The organism is Pseudomonas sp. 7-41 (genome assembly GCF_021233075.1).
Taxonomy (GTDB): Bacteria; Pseudomonadota; Gammaproteobacteria; order Pseudomonadales; family Pseudomonadaceae; genus Aquipseudomonas; species Aquipseudomonas veronii.
This window is the reverse complement of record NZ_CP089551.1, coordinates 1836215-1856284: the sequence shown is the minus strand read 5'-3', so window position 1 is coordinate 1856284 and position 20070 is coordinate 1836215. Positions and strand designations below refer to the sequence as shown.

At 60.5% G+C, this 20070-nt stretch carries 22 protein-coding genes and 1 pseudogene; 15 read left to right on the top strand and 8 right to left on the bottom strand.

Annotated elements, in window-relative coordinates:
- Positions 1-43 precede the first annotated feature (43 nt).
- The 4 genes and pseudogenes from LQ249_RS08355 (at position 44) to LQ249_RS08340 (ending at position 1775) form a co-directional block, all read left to right on the top strand.
- Complete coding sequence (locus tag LQ249_RS08355) at positions 44-568, top strand: DUF3833 domain-containing protein (RefSeq protein WP_046384389.1); 525 nt, start codon at positions 44-46, stop codon at positions 566-568.
- 23 nt (positions 569-591) lie between these two features.
- Positions 592-897, top strand: a complete 306-nt coding sequence (locus LQ249_RS08350) for a DUF6482 family protein (protein ID WP_017844869.1) — start codon at positions 592-594, stop codon at positions 895-897.
- A 223-nt stretch (positions 898-1120) separates the two neighbouring features.
- Positions 1121-1403: pseudogene (locus tag LQ249_RS08345) on the top strand (BrnT family toxin).
- A gap of 3 nt (positions 1404-1406) precedes the next feature.
- Positions 1407-1775, top strand: a complete 369-nt coding sequence (locus LQ249_RS08340) for a BrnA antitoxin family protein (protein WP_232566351.1) — start codon at positions 1407-1409, stop codon at positions 1773-1775.
- An 81-nt stretch (positions 1776-1856) separates the two neighbouring features.
- Here the strand turns inward: LQ249_RS08340 and LQ249_RS08335 are convergent, their stop codons facing one another.
- Both LQ249_RS08335 and LQ249_RS08330 read right to left on the bottom strand, forming a co-directional pair.
- Complete coding sequence (locus LQ249_RS08335; protein ID WP_126589324.1) at positions 1857-3050, bottom strand: MFS transporter; 1194 nt, start codon at positions 3048-3050, stop codon at positions 1857-1859.
- Positions 3047-4210, bottom strand: a complete 1164-nt coding sequence (locus LQ249_RS08330; protein WP_126589325.1) for an MFS transporter — start codon at positions 4208-4210, stop codon at positions 3047-3049. Before LQ249_RS08330 ends, LQ249_RS08335 begins: the two co-directional genes overlap by 4 nt.
- A 95-nt stretch (positions 4211-4305) precedes the next feature.
- Here LQ249_RS08330 and LQ249_RS08325 point away from each other — a divergent pair, with 95 nt between their 5' ends.
- From LQ249_RS08325 to LQ249_RS08310, 4 genes are all read left to right on the top strand, one after another.
- Positions 4306-5208 (top strand): LysR family transcriptional regulator, encoded by a 903-nt coding sequence (locus LQ249_RS08325; RefSeq protein WP_046384393.1) that lies wholly within the window; start codon positions 4306-4308, stop codon positions 5206-5208.
- 147 nt (positions 5209-5355) lie between these two features.
- A complete protein-coding gene (locus tag LQ249_RS08320) occupies positions 5356-5538 on the top strand; it encodes a type II toxin-antitoxin system HicA family toxin (RefSeq protein ID WP_057004762.1) in 183 nt (60 codons plus the stop codon).
- 22 nt (positions 5539-5560) lie between these two features.
- Positions 5561-5971: a type II toxin-antitoxin system HicB family antitoxin gene (locus LQ249_RS08315; RefSeq protein WP_079443027.1), complete on the top strand. Its 411-nt coding sequence runs from the start codon at positions 5561-5563 to the stop codon at positions 5969-5971.
- A gap of 128 nt (positions 5972-6099) precedes the next feature.
- Entirely contained in the window at positions 6100-6600 is a 501-nt protein-coding gene (locus LQ249_RS08310) for a methylated-DNA--[protein]-cysteine S-methyltransferase (protein WP_046490294.1), read from the top strand.
- A gap of 92 nt (positions 6601-6692) precedes the next feature.
- On the opposite strand, the gene LQ249_RS08305 is transcribed toward LQ249_RS08310, so the two are convergent.
- The 4 genes from LQ249_RS08305 to LQ249_RS08290 all read right to left on the bottom strand — a co-directional run bounded on the left by LQ249_RS08305 (position 6693) and on the right by LQ249_RS08290 (position 9374).
- Entirely contained in the window at positions 6693-7220 is a 528-nt protein-coding gene (locus LQ249_RS08305; protein WP_017844866.1) for a DUF4142 domain-containing protein, read from the bottom strand.
- Positions 7221-7336: 116 nt separating this feature from the next.
- Positions 7337-7978, bottom strand: coding sequence for a LysE family translocator (locus LQ249_RS08300; protein WP_046384396.1), 642 nt, complete (start codon positions 7976-7978; stop codon positions 7337-7339).
- A 54-nt stretch (positions 7979-8032) separates the two neighbouring features.
- A complete protein-coding gene (gene fos, locus LQ249_RS08295; RefSeq protein ID WP_017844864.1) occupies positions 8033-8443 on the bottom strand; it encodes a fosfomycin resistance glutathione transferase in 411 nt (136 codons plus the stop codon).
- Between the two features lie 13 nt (positions 8444-8456).
- Positions 8457-9374, bottom strand: a complete 918-nt coding sequence (locus LQ249_RS08290) for a LysR family transcriptional regulator (protein ID WP_442962250.1) — start codon at positions 9372-9374, stop codon at positions 8457-8459.
- Between the two features lie 77 nt (positions 9375-9451).
- Here LQ249_RS08290 and LQ249_RS08285 point away from each other — a divergent pair, with 77 nt between their 5' ends.
- On the top strand, positions 9452-9940 hold the full coding sequence (locus tag LQ249_RS08285) for a DMT family transporter (RefSeq protein ID WP_046384399.1): 489 nt from the start codon (positions 9452-9454) through the stop codon (positions 9938-9940).
- On the opposite strand, the gene LQ249_RS08280 is transcribed toward LQ249_RS08285, so the two are convergent.
- Entirely contained in the window at positions 9941-10618 is a 678-nt protein-coding gene (locus LQ249_RS08280) for an NAD(P)H-binding protein (protein ID WP_126589327.1), read from the bottom strand.
- A 340-nt stretch (positions 10619-10958) separates the two neighbouring features.
- Here LQ249_RS08280 and LQ249_RS08275 point away from each other — a divergent pair, with 340 nt between their 5' ends.
- Both LQ249_RS08275 and LQ249_RS08270 read left to right on the top strand, forming a co-directional pair.
- Positions 10959-12185 (top strand): aminotransferase class I/II-fold pyridoxal phosphate-dependent enzyme, encoded by a 1227-nt coding sequence (locus LQ249_RS08275; protein WP_079443023.1) that lies wholly within the window; start codon positions 10959-10961, stop codon positions 12183-12185.
- 142 nt (positions 12186-12327) lie between these two features.
- Positions 12328-13515 carry an MFS transporter gene (locus LQ249_RS08270; RefSeq protein ID WP_232566349.1) on the top strand — a complete coding sequence of 396 codons (1188 nt, stop codon included), beginning with the start codon at positions 12328-12330 and terminating at the stop codon, positions 13513-13515.
- Here LQ249_RS08270 and yiaY read toward each other — a convergent pair.
- Positions 13482-14630, bottom strand: a complete 1149-nt coding sequence (yiaY, locus tag LQ249_RS08265; protein ID WP_017844859.1) for an L-threonine dehydrogenase — start codon at positions 14628-14630, stop codon at positions 13482-13484. The two genes, LQ249_RS08270 and yiaY, sit on opposite strands and share 34 nt — an antisense overlap.
- 123 nt (positions 14631-14753) lie before the next feature.
- On the opposite strand from yiaY, the gene LQ249_RS08260 reads away from it, so the two are divergent.
- From LQ249_RS08260 to LQ249_RS08245, 4 genes are all read left to right on the top strand, one after another.
- On the top strand, positions 14754-15770 hold the full coding sequence (locus LQ249_RS08260) for a DUF4917 family protein (RefSeq protein WP_017844858.1): 1017 nt from the start codon (positions 14754-14756) through the stop codon (positions 15768-15770).
- A 110-nt stretch (positions 15771-15880) separates the two neighbouring features.
- Positions 15881-16420, top strand: coding sequence for an RNA polymerase sigma factor (locus tag LQ249_RS08255; RefSeq protein ID WP_017844857.1), 540 nt, complete (start codon positions 15881-15883; stop codon positions 16418-16420).
- On the top strand, positions 16417-17385 hold the full coding sequence (locus tag LQ249_RS08250) for a FecR family protein (RefSeq protein WP_057004757.1): 969 nt from the start codon (positions 16417-16419) through the stop codon (positions 17383-17385). Before LQ249_RS08255 ends, LQ249_RS08250 begins: the two co-directional genes overlap by 4 nt.
- Positions 17386-17511: 126 nt before the next feature.
- Positions 17512-20070, top strand: coding sequence for a TonB-dependent receptor (locus LQ249_RS08245; protein WP_169882123.1), 2559 nt, complete (start codon positions 17512-17514; stop codon positions 20068-20070).

Below are 20070 nucleotides of genomic sequence, written 5' to 3'. Positions count from 1 at the left end.
TTGAACCTCAGTACCCCGCCCCACACGATCAAGGAGCCGGTCCATGGCACGCCTACTGGTTTCACTGCTTCTGGTATTGAGCCTGTGCAGTTGCGGCAACGTAGAGGTCGACCACTACGCCGATCAGCAACCGCAGTTGGACCTGGAGCGTTTCTTCAGCAAACCCGTCAAGGCCTGGGGCATATTCCAGAAGCGTTCGGGGGAAGTGACCAAGCGCTTTGAGGTGGATATCGCCAGCCGACGCGAGGGCGATGCGTTGATTCTCGACGAGCGTTTTCTCTACAGCGATGGCACGCGCCAGCAGCGGGTGTGGACGTTGACACCGGATGGCCCTGGGCGCTGGCGCGGGCGCGCGGGGGATGTGGTTGGCGAGGCGATTGGCGAGGTGGCCGGCAACGCATTGCGTTGGCGCTACCGCCTCAACCTGGCGGTGGATGGCTCGGTCTACGAAGTCAGTTTTGACGACTGGATGTACTTGATGGACGAAGACACGTTGATCAACCGTTCGAGCATGTCCAAGTTTGGCGTCGAATGGGGCCAGGTCACGCTGTTCTTTCGTCGCCAATGAACGACCCACTGCGAGGCTGAATCATGAATATGCAAATGCTGACCGAACTGGCCGTGAAGGGTGAGATACGCGAGCTGGAGCTGCTGTCGCTGGAGGGCGGTTTCTACATCGCGCGCGTCAGGCTCGAGCATACGGCGATGACGCTGCTGGACGAGGATGCGAAACCGATGCGTATCGGCTCGACCACGCATTTGCGCGACCTGTTGCAACGGGTTCCGGCGTTTCCTTGTGTGCTGGTGCAGCACTGCGTCCACGATGAAATGTGCGGTACACGTGAAGGCCCCATCGGTGCGTTGCGTATTCCGTTTACGTTGGCCCAGTCCTTCTAGGGTGCATTTCATTCTTTGGCTGGCCTTCCCCTTGGTATGGGTGGGCTGGAAAGGGAAACCTACCGCACGCGATCCTGTGCCGCTTCTGTCAGTAACACCTCCTACACGCTAATTCTCTGCTCCCCACACTCCAAGTCAACGTCGACGGACAGATTCAAACGCCCATAGATCTGAAGATCAGCGGTCCCGACAACCGCTTTTATATACATATAAAATATGCATAATTAAAACCTTCAGAATTCAATATGACGCCGCGAAAAACACGCTCAATAAAAGCAAGCACAACGGCTTGAGCCGGGCGGATACGGAACCGGTGTTTTATGACGAATCAGCACTGGTATGGCAAACCCATGACCATGACGAGTATCGCTGGTGCATCATCGGGAAGGACGCGAAAGGAAGAACATTGGTGCTCGCCTATACCTATCGGGACCCGAATTTTGTGAGACCTATCAGCGCAAGACTCGCATCCAGAAATGAACGACCGGAAGTATCTGGAGGCTTGAATCATGAAAGACGAATACGACCTCAGCACCACTAAACGCGGCGCTGTCGCCAGCAGTAAAGGCAAAACCCGGATCACCATCATGCTCGACGACTCAGTGATCGAGGCGGCTCGCGAAAGGGCTGAAAATGCCGGTACGGGTTACCAGACCGTCATCAACAACATTCTTCGGCAAGCGCTGATTTCTCAGGATTTTCATGATCTGGCGCCCACGCCTAAAAAACCGCTGAAGACACTTCAGGTCATCAACAGCGGAATCAGTCAATCCGAAGTGGAGGCGCTGGAACAGCAATTGATCGCCGTTGCAGGAGAGCTGAATCGCGTGTTGGGTACGCCTAAGCTCGGCAAACAGAAAAACAAACCCTCGCTGTGATAGATAAAGCCCTACGCCCTTCCAAATAAAGACAGCGAGGGGCGAGGCGAACAAGCACCGACGGCCGTAAGCCAAACCCGCTTAAACCTCGTTTCTTAAACTCCTTCGCACCTCCCACACCAACGGCAACGTCACCAGCAACATCCCCGCCAACACCATCACCGCCACCGGCACGCCCAGCGCATCGCCTACGCCCCCCATCAGCACCGGCGCCAGCGCTCCGCCGCCAATGGTGCCGGTGTAGAACAGCGCAAAGGCCCGTTCCCGTTTGCCGGGGCTGACCAGGTCCGGCACGGCGCCGTACAGCACCGACGAGGTGCCATTGAGCACCAGCCCCAACACCGGCAACATCAGCATCAGCCCAGCCAGCGGCAGATACAGCGCGGCGACGATCAGCAGCGCCGTGCTGGTTTCCGTCAGCCAGACGGTTTTCATCATGCCGATACGCACGCCGAGATAGCCGCAGAACAGTTTGCCGAATGCACCGCCGATGAACAGCAGCGTCAACGCCAGGCCGATACCGGCCGTGCCCGCGCCTTTGGCTTGCAGCAGGAACGGCAGGAAGGTGAGAAAACCCATTCGCACGGCGCTGTCGATAGTGCCGGTAAGGATCAATGCGCGCAGGCCGGCCGCGGAGCCGGTTGCGGTGCAAGGCTGGGGCTTGGTTGTGGATGCGGCTGCGTGTGGCTGACCGGGGATCAGCCACCACAGCAACCCCGCCGCCGCCAGGCCGAGCAGCCCCAACAGTGTGGCGCTGGCCCGCCAACTGATCAGCGTGAGCAACAGGCCAACCAGGCCGGGAATCAGGGTTTTGCCGATGTCGCCGGAAAAGTTGTAGTGGGCCAGCGCTTGCTTGACGCCACCACCCTCCTCATACGCGTCCGTGATCATCGAGGATGCCAGCGGGTGCTGGGTGCTGGCGCCCAGGCCGCCAAGCAGCAGCGCCAACAACAGCACGGTCAACCCGCTGGCTTGCCCGACCAACAGGTAAGCGACACCCGCCAGCGCGGTGCCGCCCACCAGCATCGGAGTACGCCCCCAGCGTGTGGCGGCGCGGCTGGCCATCAGTTGGAACACCGCCATCATCCCGGAATAGGCGCCGCGCAACAGGCCGATCTGGACGTAGGACAAGGCGAATTGAGCTTGCCAGATAGGCAGCAGAACGTAGATCACATCGGTGAGGCCATCGTGTACGGCATGGGCGCTGCAGCCGGCGATGAGCGCGCGGCGGCGGGTGGATGTTTCAGCAGCAGGCAAAGCGACGGTGTCGTTCATGGTGTGCGGATCAATTGAGGTTTAAGGGGCTTCCAGCCAGTCAAGGCGATCAGCAACGTCAGCAGTTGGAACACGATGATCAGCGCCACACACCCGGCCCAGCCCCAGCGCTCCCAGATCAGCGCCGGGACGACGGCCCCGCAACTGCCGCCCAGGTAGTACGCGGTGAGATAGACCCCCACGGCCCCCGCCTTGTTGTCGCGAGCGCTGCCGGCAATGAACGCATTGGCGGCAGCCTGGGCCAGAAACACACCGGTGGAACTGAGCGCCAGCCCGATCACGATGCACCACAGCGACGGCATCAGGGTCAGCGCCGAGCCGCTGATGCCAAGCACCGCCGCGACACTCAGCAGTTCGGCGGGTGGGCGGGCTTTGCTCAGGCGCCCGGCGATGGGGATCACAACCAGGGCCAGCAAGAACACCATGTACAGCGTTCCCAAGGCCGCAGGCCCCAAGTTAAAAGGCGGTAGGCCAAGGTACAAACCTGCGTAGGTAAACGCCGCAACCTGGGAAAACAGCACGCAAAAACCTACGGCATACGCCGCCACCAAGGGTTTGCGAAACAGCCCCGACGAAAACGCTTCAACCTGCATCGCTCGCGGCCGACCGGCGGGCAGCAGAAACTGGATAAACCCGCCCACCATCAGGCTCAACACGGCCAGCAGCTCAAAGGCTTCGCGCCAGCCCACGTACTCGGTCATCACACCGGTGACGAACCGCCCCGCGAACCCTCCCAACACGGTGCCCGCGACATACAGGCTGGTGACTTCAGTGACCGTCCCACCACGCCAGCGCTCGCCGATATAGGCCACGCTGGTGGCGAATACCACCGGAATCAACATGCCTTCGACAAAGCGCCACATCAGCACTTCGGCGAAGCTATCGGCATAGGCAGTCATCAACGTCGGCAGCGCCAGCAGCAGCGCGGCCGTGCTGATCACGCTGCGCGGCTCCAGGCGTGCGGTCAGGCGGCTGACGAAAGGTGCGGTGATCGCCACCGCCAGCGTGGTCACAGTGATGCTCCAGCCCGCCGTCCTGGCGCTGATCTGAAAGTGCGCGGCAAACGTCTGCAGGATGCTCTGGGTCGCATACAGGTTGAGAAACGCCGCGCAGCCACACAGGAACAGGGCAAGGCGGGCACAATGCAGGCGCGCGTTCATGAAACCTCTCGTTTTATTTTGAAAGGTCTTTATAGAATGGCGGGCGGGGCTTAAACCAATACCGAATTCGCACCGATTGATACCCAAGGATCAGGATGCTCGACCTACGCAAGCTGCGTTACTTTCTGATGGTCGCCGAAGAATTGCATTTCGGCCGCGCCGCCCTGCGTCTGCACCTGGCCCAGCCGCCATTGACCCGGCAGATTTCCGCGCTGGAGGCAGAGCTGGGTTTCAAACTGTTCGATCGCACCAGCCGCACGGTCGCCCTCACCGCCCAGGGCCGGGCGTTTTTGCCCTATGCCCGGGGTGTGCTGGAACAGGTCGAATTGGCCCACGTCATCGCCGGCAAACTCGCGGCCGGAACGGCCGGGCAATTGGCGTTGGGGTATGTCAGTTCAATCGCCCTGTCGGATCTGTTCAGCCAGGCGATCCAGGCTTTCGCGCAACGCTTCCCGGATGTGCAATTGACCCTGGTGGAATGCGCCTCCGGCAGCCTCGGCGCGCAGGTCGCCGATGGGCGGCTGGATATCGGCTTGAGCCGGCTGTTACCGCAAAACGACCACGTGCAGGCGCTGTCGCTGGGCGAAGAGCGGCTGGTGGCGGCGGTATCCAGCGACAGCCCGCTGGCCGAGCAGGCAACCGTCAGCCTGGCGCAGCTCTGCGCGTACCCGGTGATACTGTTTCCCGCAGACTACGGGTCAGGGCTGAACCAGACCGTCGAGCAGCTTTATCGCCAGCATGGCGTGCCCCTGCGCGCGGGGCCAACGGGGCGCCAGATCACCTCGATCATCGCCCTGGTGGCCGCCGGGCAAGGGGTGGCCTTGGTGCCGGCCTGCACGCAGAGCTTGATGAACAAGGGCGTGACGTACAGGCCGTTGGTGGAGGTGGATGCGTGTGCGCGGTTGTTGGTGCTGACCCCGACTGAAAGACCGAGTGCATTGGTTGATGCGTTTCTCTCCGTCATCGGAGAAGCGTCACTCCTGCGAAAACCCCAGTAATACCTCTGACCGACGCCCGTCCTGCGCGCTCATACGCTTGATTCGCCCCCCACCGAACTATCGCTCACCGACCGCTGGTAGGTAGAGTGTTGATAATTTATCTTCAGTGGTTATAGCCACCACCAACACACACCACAAGGAGGTGCTGTGGATAGCCGATATTTAATAGGCCATATCGTCGCCGACGGCTGGTATCTGGTGCGCGTCAGAGGTAGCCATCACCCCTTCAAGCACCCGACGAAACCGGGGCTGGTGACAATTCCTCATCCGAAGAAGGACTTGTTGGACAAGACCGCCAAAAGCATGTTGAAACAGGCACTGCTGAGTTAACTGTCCTTGGAGGACAACGAACATGCTGTACCCCATCGCAATTTCTACTGGTGACGAAGACCATGCCTGGGGCGTGGAAGTCCCGGACATTCCTGGTTGCTACTCCGCCGGTGACGACTTGGACGACGCCATGGCCATGGCCCGTGAAGCGATTGAAGGCCACTTCGAAATTCTCGCCGAAGACGGTGCGCCGATTCCCAGCGCGCAGAAAGTCACCCTGCATGCAGCCAACCCCAAGTACGCCGGTTGCATGTGGGCAGTGGTGGACATCGATGTCACCAAATACCTGGGCAAGGCGCAGAAACTCAACATCACCCTGCCAGGCTATTTGCTCAATCGTATCGATGAATACGTACTGCACCATCCCGAGGAAAAAAGCCGTTCGGGGTTCCTCGCGTCCGCAGCGCTCAAGGTGCTGCAACAGGATCGATAGCGGCATCTGAATGCGCCGACAGACTCGTTCCGGCGGAATTTGACCGCAAGAAACGTAGTTTTCCTCCAGGTCGATGGAACTACCGTAGCGCTGTACCCTTTTACGTCCGTTCTCCGAGGAGCCCGTTGATGGCCTACGAATACACACTCATGCCCTCCCCCGTCGGCGAACTGACCCTGGTGTCCCGCCATGGCAAACTCAGCGCCATCCTATGGGAAACAGAGCGCGCGAACCGTGTACGCCTGGGGGAATTGCGCGAAGTGAAAGACAACCCCGTGCTGTTGGAAACCGAGCGCCAGTTGCAGGAATACTTCGCCGGTGCCCGTCATCGGTTCGAGCTGGAGCTGGACTTCACCGGCACCGACTTTCAGAAACAAGTCTGGCAGGCACTGCTGACCATCCCCTTCGGCGAAACCCGCAGCTACAGCCAGATCGCCCAGCAGATCGGCAACCCGAAAGCCGTGCGCGCCGTGGGCGCGGCCAATGGGCGTAATCCGATCTCGATCATTGCGCCGTGCCATCGGGTCATTGGCGCATCGGGCGGCTTGACCGGGTTTGCCGGCGGGCTTGCGGCCAAGCAGTATCTGCTCGCACTGGAAGGCACAGGCCAGGCGGAACTGCGGTTCTGAGTGCGCCGGCGACCAGGACCGACTTGAACCCGGCATAAAAAAACGGCGGTTGGATGGGCGCCAACCGCCGTTTTGCATATCGAGTGCAAGCCTCAACCGTCGCCTTGACGGCCTTTACCGTAGGTAGATGCCAGGGCGCGGGCCTTTTGCAGACGCTCTTCCAGCTTGGGCAGCGTCTCATCCACCAGCGCTTTTATTTCCGGGACATCCGACGCGGCACCTTCCTGCTTGAACAGCGCGATGGCGTCTTCGTTTTCCTTGACCTGTTGCGCGGTGTAGGCAGCATCGAAGGAATCACCGTCCTTGAGCTCGGGCATGAGGGTTTCGGCTTTGTCGACGATCTTCTCGCGCGGCGCCACGGGCAGGTCGAGCTTCTTGGCGATGGCCGCCAGATGCTGGTTGGCCAGGGTGCGCTCGTTGATCACCTCGATGGTGTAGTCCTTGATTTCCTGGGACGAGGTCTTGGCGTGGGCCATGCGGCTGGTTTCGATATCGGCCATGCCTTTGGCCGAAGCCTGCTCGATGAATTCAGCCGGCGACTGGGCGAAAGCATTGCTGGCGCCGAGGCCCAGCAGCATCGCGAAACTGGCGGTGCGTAACCGGATAGCCATGCGGCTCATGATGGGTTCCTCCAGGGCAAAAATAGGTGCGAGAACATACGCCCCGCTCTGAATTCGAATTTTAACCGCCGCAAAGGTTTAGAAAAAACTTGCCAGTGCGACGAACGGTCGCCGCCTCACGCCGGTTTACTGCCGAACAGGCCCGGCAACGCGTGGGCCAGCGCATTGATGGCGAAGCCGATGAACATCACCCCACAGAGCTTGGTGATGAGGATTTCGTGACGCTGATACACCGTGCGTACCCGCTGCGCGCCCACCACGCCGATCAGAATCGCGTAGGCCAACAGCCCGCCGATAAAGCTCAGCAAGATCAACGATGGCAGCATCGCCCAGGTCAGCAACTCGGCACGGCTGGACAGCAAGGCGGTAAACGTGGCGACGGCCACCGGGTAGGCCTTGGGGTTGGTCAGGCCGAACAGGATGCCGTGCCAGAACGGATGCCGCGCCGCGCCCTGGGGTGCCTCGCTACTGCGGCGCTGGGTACGGATCGCGCGCCAGCCCAGCCAGAACAAGTACGCGCCACTGAGCACGCCCAGCACATCGAACGCAGTGCTGCCGACTTCCCGCGCCCCCACGATCGCAATCAGCGCGGTGCTGCACCACAGCACATCGCCGAGCAAATGCCCGCACAGAAAACCGGCCCCGGCGCGACGCCCCCGGGCCGCGCCGATACCGAACACGGCCAACACCCCCGGGCCAGGCGTAATACCGTAGATAAAACCCGAAGCGAGGACGGCGAGCAGCAAGGATGGGGTCATGGGCGTGACTCTGACTGACGGTTGAGAGGTGGAAGGATTCTGCACGTTCCCGCGCTACGGGTAAAACTGCATGCCGGCATAAGGCTTGGCGCGACAGGCTTGCAGGCGCGAGGCCAGATCACCGACATGGGCTTCGAGCTTGTGGCCATCGGGGTCGAGAAAATAGAACGAAGCGCCCTCGCTGCGGTTGTCGCGCCACTCTGCTACGCCGGCGGCTCGCAGGCGTTGCACCAGCGCGGCGAAGTCGCTCGCGCCTACCGTGAAGGCAAAGTGGGTGTATTCAGCCGCCGGCACCGACGGGCGCAGTGGGTCGAGGCACAGGCACAGCCACAAGCCGGGCAATGACAGGTAGGCGCCGTTGTCCCAGGTGGCGTCGAGGCGAAGTTGCAGCAGGTCATGGTAGAAGCTGACGCTGCGCGGCAGATCGGTGACAGCCAGGGTCAAGTGGTTGAGGCCGGTGAGCATGGGGTCGTTCCTGTTAGTGGCAACCTTCGGACAATACACCCTGCACCTGCGCCTTCAACCACTGCAACCCCGAATCCCCACCCCGCCGCGCATGCCACGCCAGCTCAAAGGCGAACGACGGAATATGAAACGGCGGCGGCACCGTCGACAGTTGCTCACGGTCGATGTTGAGCACGCCCCTCGACGAGACGGTCAGGATCAGGTCCGTGCCCTCGATCAACTGCGGCGCCACGCCCCAATGCGGCAGGCTGATCGCCACATGCCGCCGCTCACGGATCACGCTCAGCGCCCGCTCGATTTCCGGGGTGCCGCTGCCGCGCATTTCCAAGAGCACATGGGGCCGCGACAGGTAGGTGGGCAGGTCGAGCGTGCCGCTGGGTGGCAGGCTGGCGCGGTCGACCAGGCAGGTGTAATGCTCTTCGAATAACGGCGTAGTACGCAATTCAGCAGGCATGTCAGGGAAGACCCCGGCAGCCAGGTCGATATCGCCGCTGAGCACGCCATCCACCATGCCTTCGCGGCTGGCCTGGATGATCTGCAGATCGATGCTGGGCGCTTCACGGCGCAGGGTTCGCACCAGCCCCGGCAGAAAAATCGCCGCGCTGTAGTCCGACATCGCCACGCGAAACTTGCGCGTGGCCGAGGCCGGATCAAAGCGATTCGGCGCCAGCAGCGCCTGCACCTGGGCCAAGGCCTGCGCCAACGGTATCGCCAACTCCAGCGCGCGGGCAGTCGGCAGCAACCTGCCGCCGTGACGCACCAGCAGCGGATCACCGAGCATGTCGCGCAGGCGCGCCAGAGCGTGGCTGACCGCCGGCTGGCTCAGGTGCAAACGCGCAGCGGCGCGAGTGACGTGCTGCTCGCTGAGCAAGGCGTCGAGGATCACCAACAGGTTGAGATCGATGCGGCGCAGATCATTCATCAGCTGCATGCCCTGCATAAAAACTTGGAATTTAAATTTGCGCGACGAATAGCCTAGAGTCCAGCAAAACCTCTGGGAGATTCAACATGACGACGTTGCAGTGGGCAGGTTTATTGCTTTTGGCGGTGATCGCCGGGGCGGTGGTGCCGTTTCAAAGCGCGATCAATGCCAACCTCGGGCGCGGGCTCGGTCACCCGTTGTGGGCAACGCTGGCGTCGTTGCTGGTGAGCATCATCGTGCTGCTGCCAGTGATCATCGCCTTGCGCCTGCCGTTGCCGAGCCTGGCGTTTATCGGCAAGGCGCCGCTGTGGATGTGGGCCGGCGGTGCATTTGGCGTGTGCTTTATCTCGTTGGCGTTGATGCTGCTGCCCAAGCTGGGCGCATCGGGCTTTATCGCGCTGGCCATGGCCGGGCAACTTCTCGCCTCGCTGCTGCTCGATCACTTCGGCCTGTTCGGCCTGGTGGAACGCCCGCTGACAACGCCCCGGGTACTGGGCGCGTTGCTGTTGATCGGTGGCGTCGCGTTGATTCAGTTCAGCGCCACCCCCGCCCGCGCACTCGCGACGACGAGCTGATCAGCGGTTGTTCAGAGAGGCCAGGCGATGGATCTCGGCTTGCTCCACCACCGGCTGTGGTGCGCCGTGACGCACCGCCGCCAACATCGCACGGCCAACGGTCTCGGTGCTGACTACCCAACCTGGCTTTATCCGACGCACCAACGAGAGCAACGGCCCGAGTACCGTATAGAACAACGCGTATAACGGCGTCTTCGAACGCACGTCGTGCAACGGCTGAATCAGCCCCGGCCGGAACACATACACCGCCTTGAACGGCAGGCGCAGCAAGGCATTTTCGGTCTTGCCCTTGACCCGCGCCCACATCGACTGGCTCGTTTCGGAACTGTCGGTGCCGGCGCCGGACACATAGATAAACGTCATTTGCGGATTAAGCCGCGCCAGGGTGCTGGCGGCGACCAGGGTCAGATCATAGGTGAGATGGGTGTAGCGGGTTTCATTCATCCCTGCCGATGAAACACCGAGGCAAAAGAAGCAGGCATCGAAACCTTGCAGCAAGTTCTCCAGAGCCTGCAAATCCAGCATGTCCGCGTGCAGCACCTGATGCAGTTTGGCGTGCTCCAGGGTCAACGGCGTGCGGCCGACGGCGACGACTTCCTGCACGTCGGCGGCCAGCAGGCACTCGCGCAGAACGCCTTGACCGATCATGCCAGTGGCACCGAATAACAGAACTCTCATCAAATCCTCCTTCATCCCGCTAGATTTACCTAGCCGACAGACAAGTCTTTTGAACGCTATCGGCACATCCGTTTGCACGCTGACACCTTACCTAATCGCGTGACGCACAACCTGAATAAATTGCATGCCCCCACGAAAACGCCACACTCTAATACTCCTCTGACGCAAAGGGCACAGATTAGAAAGCGTCTATCGAGACATCTATTCGCCATCATAAAAAGTAGGACCTTACTCACACAAATAACTCCATTTTGAGTTACGAGCACGGGAAATGTCTGACTTACTTCACAATGGTTTCCCCGCTACTGTTTTCCGCCAACGCCCAAGGACGAATAGGCAAATGGAAAACACATCATTCACAAACAAATTTTCAAACTACAAAAAACTAATTGAGCTGGCTGAAACAGATTGGCACTTTGCAAAGACAGGCAGAATATGCGAACTCAACGTCACCATCAAAAACAACAACTACCTGACCGACCAGCACGGACGTGAATTCCATCACTTCTGCACAACCTCATATCTCGGCCTTGATTATCATCAAGACATAATAGAGGGAGCGATTTGCGGAATAAGGGAGGCTAAAACCCTCCGAATTGCAAACTCAAAAAACCGATGCAAACTTGAAATCCTGGAACGGTACGAACAGGAGCTTTCGACTCTCTTCGACTCCATCTGCTTGAGTACTTTATCGTGCAGTTCAGCCAGCTCGGGGCTACTCCCCTTGCTCGCCAGCGGAGTGCTTACAAATAACTGTTCGCCAACAATGGTTTTCGACAAGCATTCTCACTATTCCATGAACCATATCAAAGCCTCATGCGCTGATGAGACCGAAGTTAAAACAGCGCCACATAATGACCTTTCCTTCATTGAGGAATTATGTAAAAAACGAAAAAAAGTCGCCTATGTATGCGATGGAATATATAGCATGGGTGGAATAGCGGACATCGATGGGTTACTTTATTTGAAATCGCGTTACGGACTATTTCTTTACATGGACGACTCCCATGCGCTATCGGCATTCGGAGAGAGAGGAAGAGGTTTCATCCGGCCGCGCATACAAACGCTAGACGATCAGACGTTAATTGTAGCCTCTCTAGGTAAATCCTTTGGTGCTAGTGGGGGGTTAATCATGTTTGGTAGCGAAAGACAAAAGAGCCTGATGCACCGATACGGAGGCCCTAGCAACTGGTCTCAAAGCCTAAATTCGGCAGCTATAGGTGCAGGACTAGCCTCAATAAAAATACATCAAACGGAAGAACTGTGTTCACTTCAAGAGAAACTCCTACTCAACATAAAATTATTTGACAGCCTGATACATACCGACCAATCCGGTACAGATGCTGCAATACGGCTGATCACCTGTGGCAAAGCGGAAAAAGCAAACACCCTCACCATTCATCTTGCGGAAAAAGGCTTTTTTACATCCTCCGTATTTTTCCCAGTGGTGCCAAGAGGAAAAGCTGCAATACGCGTCACTCTTCGAGCAGACATGGACCCTGCGACAATAATATTATTTTGCTCGTACCTCACCACTCTACTGAACAAGCACGAAATCAATAATTAACACTCACATCAGCTAAAAAACAACATTCACTTACTCGCATTGATTATTAACCCCTCTAAAAACCAGGCACCTGTGAACACCACGATAATCAGATAAGACGCATAACAATCCCCTTGAAACCTGGAGTGAAGGACAATACTTATTGAAAAATACCACCCCCCTAGCCCTCGCCTGCAGCGCCGCATTCCTTTCCCAAGTGGGCATCAGCAGCTACCTGCCGGCAGTCCCGGCCATCGCCCAGTCTCTACCGGCCGCCGAAGATCAGGTCGCCCTGGCCTTGGCTGCATATCTGGTGGGCATGGCACTTCCGATGTTGCTGTGGGGCAGCCTGGGCGAACGCTTTGGCAGAAAGCCGGTGTTGCTGGTGGCGCTGGCGGTGTACGCCTCGGCGAGTGTCGCGATTGCGTCGGCGTTCAATGTTGAGTCTTTTCTGGCACTGCGCCTGATTCAAGGCCTGGGCGCGGGCGGCATATCGGTGATGGCGCGAGTATTGGTGCGGGACAGTTTCAGCGGCACGCTGTTGGCCAAAGGCTTGTCGTGGTTGGGGATGACCTTTGTGATCGCCCTGGGCATCGGCCAATTCCTGGGTTCGCTGTTGCAGGCAGCATTTGGCTGGAAGGCGATCTTTTATAGCCTAGCGATCGGCGCCGTCATATTAATGCTGGTGTTGCCGCGCGTGATTTTTCCAACATTGGTGAAGGCCGATTCGTCGGCGTCAGCCTGGCGCATTTACACCCAGATTCTGCGACACCCCGCGTTCCTGCATGCAGCATTAGCGGGTGGGTTGGGTTATGCGGTGATCATTGCGTTCAACACCTGTGCGCCGATGATTCTGCAGGGGCGTTTCGAGTGGAGTGCCGCGCAGTACGGCTGGCTGGGCTGGCCGATCAGCGGGGCGTATCTGGCGGGAGCGTTGATGGTCAATCGCTTCGTCGCGCACACGGGCCGTTTGATGATGATGGGCTGGGGCGTGGGGTTAGTGTTGCTCGGCACAGCGATCATGCTGCTTGGCTGTGTGTTTGCCAGCGGGCTCGCATTGCTGCTGTGGTTACCGTATTGCCTGGCGGTGCTGGGGCAATCAATGAGTTACCCCATCAGTTTGTCCGTGGCCAATGATGAGTCACCGATCAGCGGCTCCTACGCCATGGCGTTGAGCGGCTTTATGCATCAGTTGATAGCGGCATTGATCGGTGGTGTGGCAAGCCTGCTAGTGAGTCAGCAGGCATGGCCGTTGGCGCTGTTGTGCGTGGCCTTGGCGGGCGGCGCATGTGCGTGTGTCGCCTGCTGCCGGTCGGATCAGAACGCGCTGCGGAAAATCTCCTCAATCTGACGCTGATCAGCCCGGCGTGGGTTGGTCAGGCCGCAGGCGTCTTTCAACGCGTTGGTGGCCAGCAGCGGAATGTCCTGCAACTTGGCGCCCAGTTCGCGCAGGCCGGCGGGGATGTCGACGTCCTGGGACAGGGTACGGATGGCGGCGATGGCGGCTTGGGCGCCCTCTTCCGGCGAATTGCCGTTGATGTCCGCACCCAGCGCACGGCCGACGTCGCTCAAGCGCTTGGCACTGACGCTGGCGTTGAAACTCTGCACATGGGGCAGCAATACCGCGTTGCACACGCCGTGGGGCAGGTCGTACAGGCCGCCCAGTTGGTGGGCCATGGCATGCACGAAACCCAGGGAGGCGTTGTTGAACGCCATGCCGGCGAGGAACTGCGCATAGGCCATGTTTTCCCGCGCGGCCTTGTCGGTGCCGTCGCGTACCGCCAGGCGCAGGTTGGCGCTGATCAGTTCGATGGCCTTGATCGCGCAGGCGTCGGTGATCGGCGTGGCGGCGGTGGATACGTAGGCTTCGATGGCGTGGGTCAGGGCGTCCATGCCGGTGGCGGCGGTGAGGCCCTTGGGCATGCCGACCATCAGCGACGGGTCGTTGACCGACAGCAGCGGCGTGACGTTGCGGTCGACGATGGCCATTTTCACGTGACGGGTTTCGTCGGTGATGATGCAGAAACGGGTCATCTCGCTGGCGGTGCCGGCGGTGGTGTTGATGGCCACCAGCGGCAGTTGCGGCTTGCTCGATTGATCGACGCCTTCGTAGTCGCCGATATGCCCGCCATTGGTCGCGCACAGTGCGATGCCCTTGGCGCAGTCATGGGGCGAGCCGCCGCCCAGGGACACCACGAAATCACAGGCGCTCTGCTGCAACAGCGCGAGGCCTTTCTCGACGTTGTCCACATTGGGGTTGGGCTTGGCGCCGTCGTAGATCACCGAATCGATGTCCTGCATCGCCAGTTTCTCGGCGATCATGCTGGCCACGCCCGCCTTCGCCAGGCCGGCGTCGGTAACGATCAGGGCCTTGCGAAAACCGTAGTTGCGAATGGCGACCATCGCGTCGTCAAGGCAGTCAGTGCCCATGATGTTAACGGCGGGGATGAAGAAGGTACTGCTCATGGCGAATCCTCAGAGGCGTTATGCCGACAGCATCAACGTTCATCACAGGGCCCACCTTGATCAGGATCAACCCTCGCTCGTGATAAAGTCACCGACCCGCCGATTTCGAGTAGACCCGCCGCGATGAAGGATTTTCAGGATATTGACGCCCACCTTGAAGACTGGAGCGCACTGCGCAGCGCCATCGACTTCAGTGGAATTCTGATCGGCAACGGCGCCAGCCGAGCGATTTGGGAAGACTTTGCCTACGACTCGCTGTTCGAAAACGCACGCACCGTTGAAGAAAAACCCTTGAGCCAATCCGAGCTGAGCGTGTTCGACGCCCTGCAGACCCGCAGTTTCGAGCAGGCCCTGAGCGCGCTGAAGACCACCAGCCGGGTCAACAAAGCCCTGGCGGTCAGTTCGGCGGCGCCGCGCAATCGCTACTATGCGATCAAGGAAGCATTGATCAATACCATCCACGCCGTACACATCCCGTGGCGCCTGGTGCAGCCGTCGACATTGGCGACGATCAACGCGGAACTGGCCAGCTACTCCACGGTATTCACCAGCAACTACGACTTGCTCAACTACTGGGCGATCCTGCACACCCCCGGCATCGACGACCTGTTCCGCAGCGCCGACGCCAGCTTCGACCTGCGCGACACCCGCACCGACGCCACGCGCATCCTTTACCTGCACGGCGGCCTGCACCTGGTGCGCAACCTCGACGGCACCGCACGCAAATTGCCGACCACCGACAGCACCCTGCTCAGCAGTTTTGCGATCAACAACACGATCAAGACCCTGGACGATGTGCCGTTGTTTGTCAGCGAGGGCAAGGTGGAAGAGAAGCTCAAGACCATCCGCAGCTCGGATTATCTGTCGTTCTGCTACGAGCAGTTACTCGGCCATGAAGGGGCGCTGTGCATCTTCGGCCACGACCTGGGAGCGCAGGATAAACACTTGGTGGATGCAATTCGCCAGGCCCGGGTGACGACCCTGGCGATCGCGGTATCGGGGCGCAGCGATGGGTTTATCCGCCAGCAGAAGCGGCGGTATTCGCAGTTGTTCGATGGCAGCGGCGTGGCGTTGAGATTCTTTGCCGCGCGCAGCCATGCGCTGGGGCATCCGGCGCTGTCGGTGCCGGTCGAACGCTGAGGTCCTGAGCCGCTTGCGCAGGATCAGTGTATTTGCCTGGAGACAAACGACAATAATTCTCGATATCATTCACGACTTTTCTACATCGTGCTTCGCCAAGAAGGATATCCATGTCGCGTCCCAAATCCGACCCGCTGTCGGACGATGCCTTTCGCGGGTTTTATGCAGACATTCTGTATTTCCTGCGCAAGCGCACGGACAACGCCAGCGACGCGGCGGACATGACCCAGGATGTCTTCACCCAATGGCTGGACTACCGCGACCGGGCCAAGGTCGAGCAGCCACGGGCGTTTCTGTTCCAGATGGCGCGCAACCTGTTGCGCGATCACTGGCGCAAACAGAAGGTACGGCAGGCCGTCCACGCCGATCAGGTTGAAAGGGATGCCGAGCCGGTCATTGACGAGCACAACCCGCCGATGGCCGCCGCGCTTCGCTTGCAACGCCTGGAACAGTTGAAAGAAGTCCTCGCCGAACTCTCGCCGCGCAGGCGAGAAGCCCTTATGCTGCATCGCTTCGAAGGCTTGAGCCAGGCGCAGATCGCCGAGCGCATGGGTATTTCGACCAGCATGGTGGAAAAACACATCGCTTTTGCCCTGCTGCATTGCAAGCGACGCCTTCAACCTGACCCCGGCACGGAGCAGCCAGCATGAACCGCCTGAGCGACATCGACGCCCCGGACATCGAAACGAGCGACGCCGTCGATGCCCAAGCCGCCAGCTGGTTTGCACGCAACCGCAACGCCACCGCACGCGCCGACCGCAAGGCCTTCGCCGCCTGGCAGGCGGTGCCGGCCCATGCCCAAGCCTATGCCGAATTCGAACAACTGTGGGCCGACCTCGCCCAGTTGCAGCAACTGAACACGCCCGTGGCGCTGCCCAAGCGCACCGCCGTGATCTGGCGCCCGGCCCTGGCCGTGGCGGCCGCCCTGCTCTGCGCGGTACTGACCACGCCCCTCGGCGCGCCGCGCGAGTTGTATCACACCCAGGTCGCAGCCCACGCCAAGGGCATGCGTACCCTGAACCTGCCCGATGGCAGCCGCCTCTACGTGAATGCCAACACCCGCCTGCGCGTAGATTTCAGCGCCCACCAACGCATCGTTCACCTGGACAAGGGCCAGCTGTATATCGAAGTGGCGGCCGACAAGGAACGGCCGCTGTACGTGCAAGCCGGCGAAGCGACGGTGCGCGTGGTGGGCACCGCTTTCGATGTGCGACGCGGCCAGCAGCAACTGGTGGTGAGTGTTGCCCACGGCCAGGTGGCGTTCGCGCCGGATGCGACCAAACCGGTCGCGTTGCTCGGCGCCCAGCAACGCGCCAGCTTCGACTACGCCAAGGGCACCGTGCAACAACAAACCCTCACCGCCGAGGAGGTTGCCGACTGGCGCAGCGGGCACTTGTCGTTCCGCAATCGCGAGCTGGCCAGCCTGATCGATGAGTTGAGTTTGTACCGTCCCCAACCCCCGCTGCAGGTGAGTCACGCCGTGGCGCACCTGAAGGTGTCAGGCAACCTGGATGTGCATGACCCGGATGCCTTGCTCAACGCCCTGCCCGCCTTGTTGCCGGTGAAAACCGTGACCTCGGCCGATGGCATTGTCCGGATCGAACCCCGAAAATAGCCCCGAAGCAGACACATGAGAATATTTTTCATTCGCATGTGTGGTTTTTTTCCTCGGCCCCGTCTTCCTCCTGATTGTGTTCGATCCGCACACCTTTTTGGCTGTTTGGCCACCCCGGGGGATTTCATGTTTCGCGCGCCTTGCCACGCTTCGCACCTGCTTTTTCGACCGAGTCTAATGGCGACATGCCTGGCCTTCAGCCTCAGCGCCCATGCGCAGTCGTTCACACTGCAACTGCCCGCCCAGGCGTTGGCCACGTCCCTGAGCCAGGTCGCGCAACAGGCGAAAATCCAGCTGCTGTTCGATGAAAAGCAGCTCAAGAACGTCCAGGCGCCGGCGCTCAACGGTGACTTCACCGCGGAAGTAGCGATTCGTACCCTGCTGAACAATGGCGCGTTCACCCTGATCAAGGTCGGCAGCACCTACGTCGTGCGCCCCGATGAGGGCAAGACCACCAGCAGCGGCGCGATCCAGCTGGACGCCTTGAGCGTGATCGGCACCGGCAATCAAGTCGACTCCAGCACCGTCGGCCGCTCGACCCTGAGCCAGGCGGACATCGACCGCTACCAGGCCAACAACATCCCCAGCCTGCTGCAGACGTTGCCTGGGATCAGCCAGGGCGGTTCGCTCAAACCCGGCGGCCAGACCATCAACATCCGCGGTTTCGGTGACGCCGAAGACGTCCCGCTGACCGTCGACGGCGCCACCAAGAGCGGCTTCGAGCGCTACCAGCAAGGCACGGTGTTCATCGAGCCCGAGCTGATCAAGAGCATCGAAGTGGAGAAAGGCCCCAACTCGCCGTTCAGCGGCAACGGCGGTTTTGGCGGCACGGTGAACATGACCACCAAGGATGCCCCGGACCTGCTCAAGGACGGCCGCAACAGCGGCGCGATGCTCAAGTACGGTTATTCCAGCAACGACCACGAACAGGTCTACAGCAGCGCCGTGTATGGCCGCACCGACGATGGCCGGTTCGACGCCCTGGCCTACCTGACCCAGCGCGACGGCGGCGACATGAAGGTGGCCGCCAAGTTGCCCAACGAGAACAACCAGTACCCGATCAACCCCCAGCGCCTGCCCAACACCGCCCAGGATGTGGACGGCAAGCTGTTCAAGGTCAACGCGCACTTCACCGATGAGCACAGTGTCGGCCTGTCTTACTCGAGCGCCCGCAGCAACCGGTGGACGCCGTTTTCCGCCGCGAGCTACCCGACGCCACCGACCCAGGCCAACATCGACCGCTACGGCTACGAAGGCGCGTTGAAACGTTTCCTGGCCAACCGCGACACGCTCGACACCACTTGGTCGGGCAAGTATGAATACCAGCCCCTGGACAACCCGCTGGTGGACCTGACCGTCAAATATTCACAGTCCGACACCCAGCAGACCGACGAGCGCGACGCCACCGCGTTTTTCCAGTTGGCCACCGGCGGGCGCAAGATGGACACGGCCTACACCGACAAGCATCTCGACATCCGCAACGTCAGCCTGTTCGACACCGGGCCGTTGCAACACGCACTGACAGTCGGCGGGCAAATCCGCAAGCACACCCGCGAAACCGAGATGTGGATGCCCGGCGCCACCTACAACACGCCGCGCTACAACTATGGGCATTTCCAGCCGAGCTTCATGCCCCATGGCAAGGTGGATACCAACAGCTTCTTCATCCAGGATGCGCTGACCCTGGGCGACGTGACCGTCACGCCATCGCTGCGCTACGACCATGTGCGCAACCGCGGCGAGGCCAACGATGCGCCGTACTACAGCAACCCCGACCCGGCCGTCGGCCACGACTACAGCGATCGCACCTACACCGGCTGGTCGCCGCGCCTGGCGCTGTTCTGGACCGTCACCCCGAACGTCGCCCTGTTCGCCAACTGGAGCCAGACCTGGCGCGCCCCGGTGATCGACGAACAGTACGAAGTGCAGGGCCTGGGCAGCCGCACCGCCACCAGCGTCGACCTCGACCCCGAGCGCATCACCTCGATCACCGTGGGCAACATCACCCGCTTCGACAACCTGATCGCCCAGGACGATAACCTGCAACTGCGCACCACCCTGTTCCACAACAAAGTCGAAGACGAAATCTTCAAGGCCACGGGCGTGGGCTGCCAGAACCAGGCTATCAACGGCGGCACCATCGCCACCGCGTGCCCGCCGGGGCCGAGGTCCAATTACCGCAACATCGGCGGCCTGACCATCAAGGGTTTCGAGCTGGAATCGTTCTATAACTCCACCTACCTGTTCGGCTCGGTGTCGTTCGCCTACGCCACCGGCAAGCACGAAGGCGCCTACACCAACCCATGGGGCCCGGATGTGTCGGCCCGCGACATTCCGCCGACCAAATGGGTGCTGGTCATGGGCACCCACATCCCGGCCTGGGATGCCCAGGTGGGATGGATGGGGCAATTCATCGGCGCGACCGATCGCCTGCCCAGCGATAAATACTCCGGCGGCCCCGGCTCCGGCGTCGGCGACTTGTTCTACGACCAGTACGGCAACAAGCGCTACAACACCCAGGGCCTGTTCGCCAAATGGGCGCCGCAACAGGCTTACCTGAAAGGCACCGAGGTGAACTTCACCGTGGACAACCTGTTCAACAACAACTTCCGTCCGGCGCTGAGCGGCGACCGTGCCTACACCAAGGGGCGCGACGCGAAGATCAGCGTGACACGGTTCTTCTGA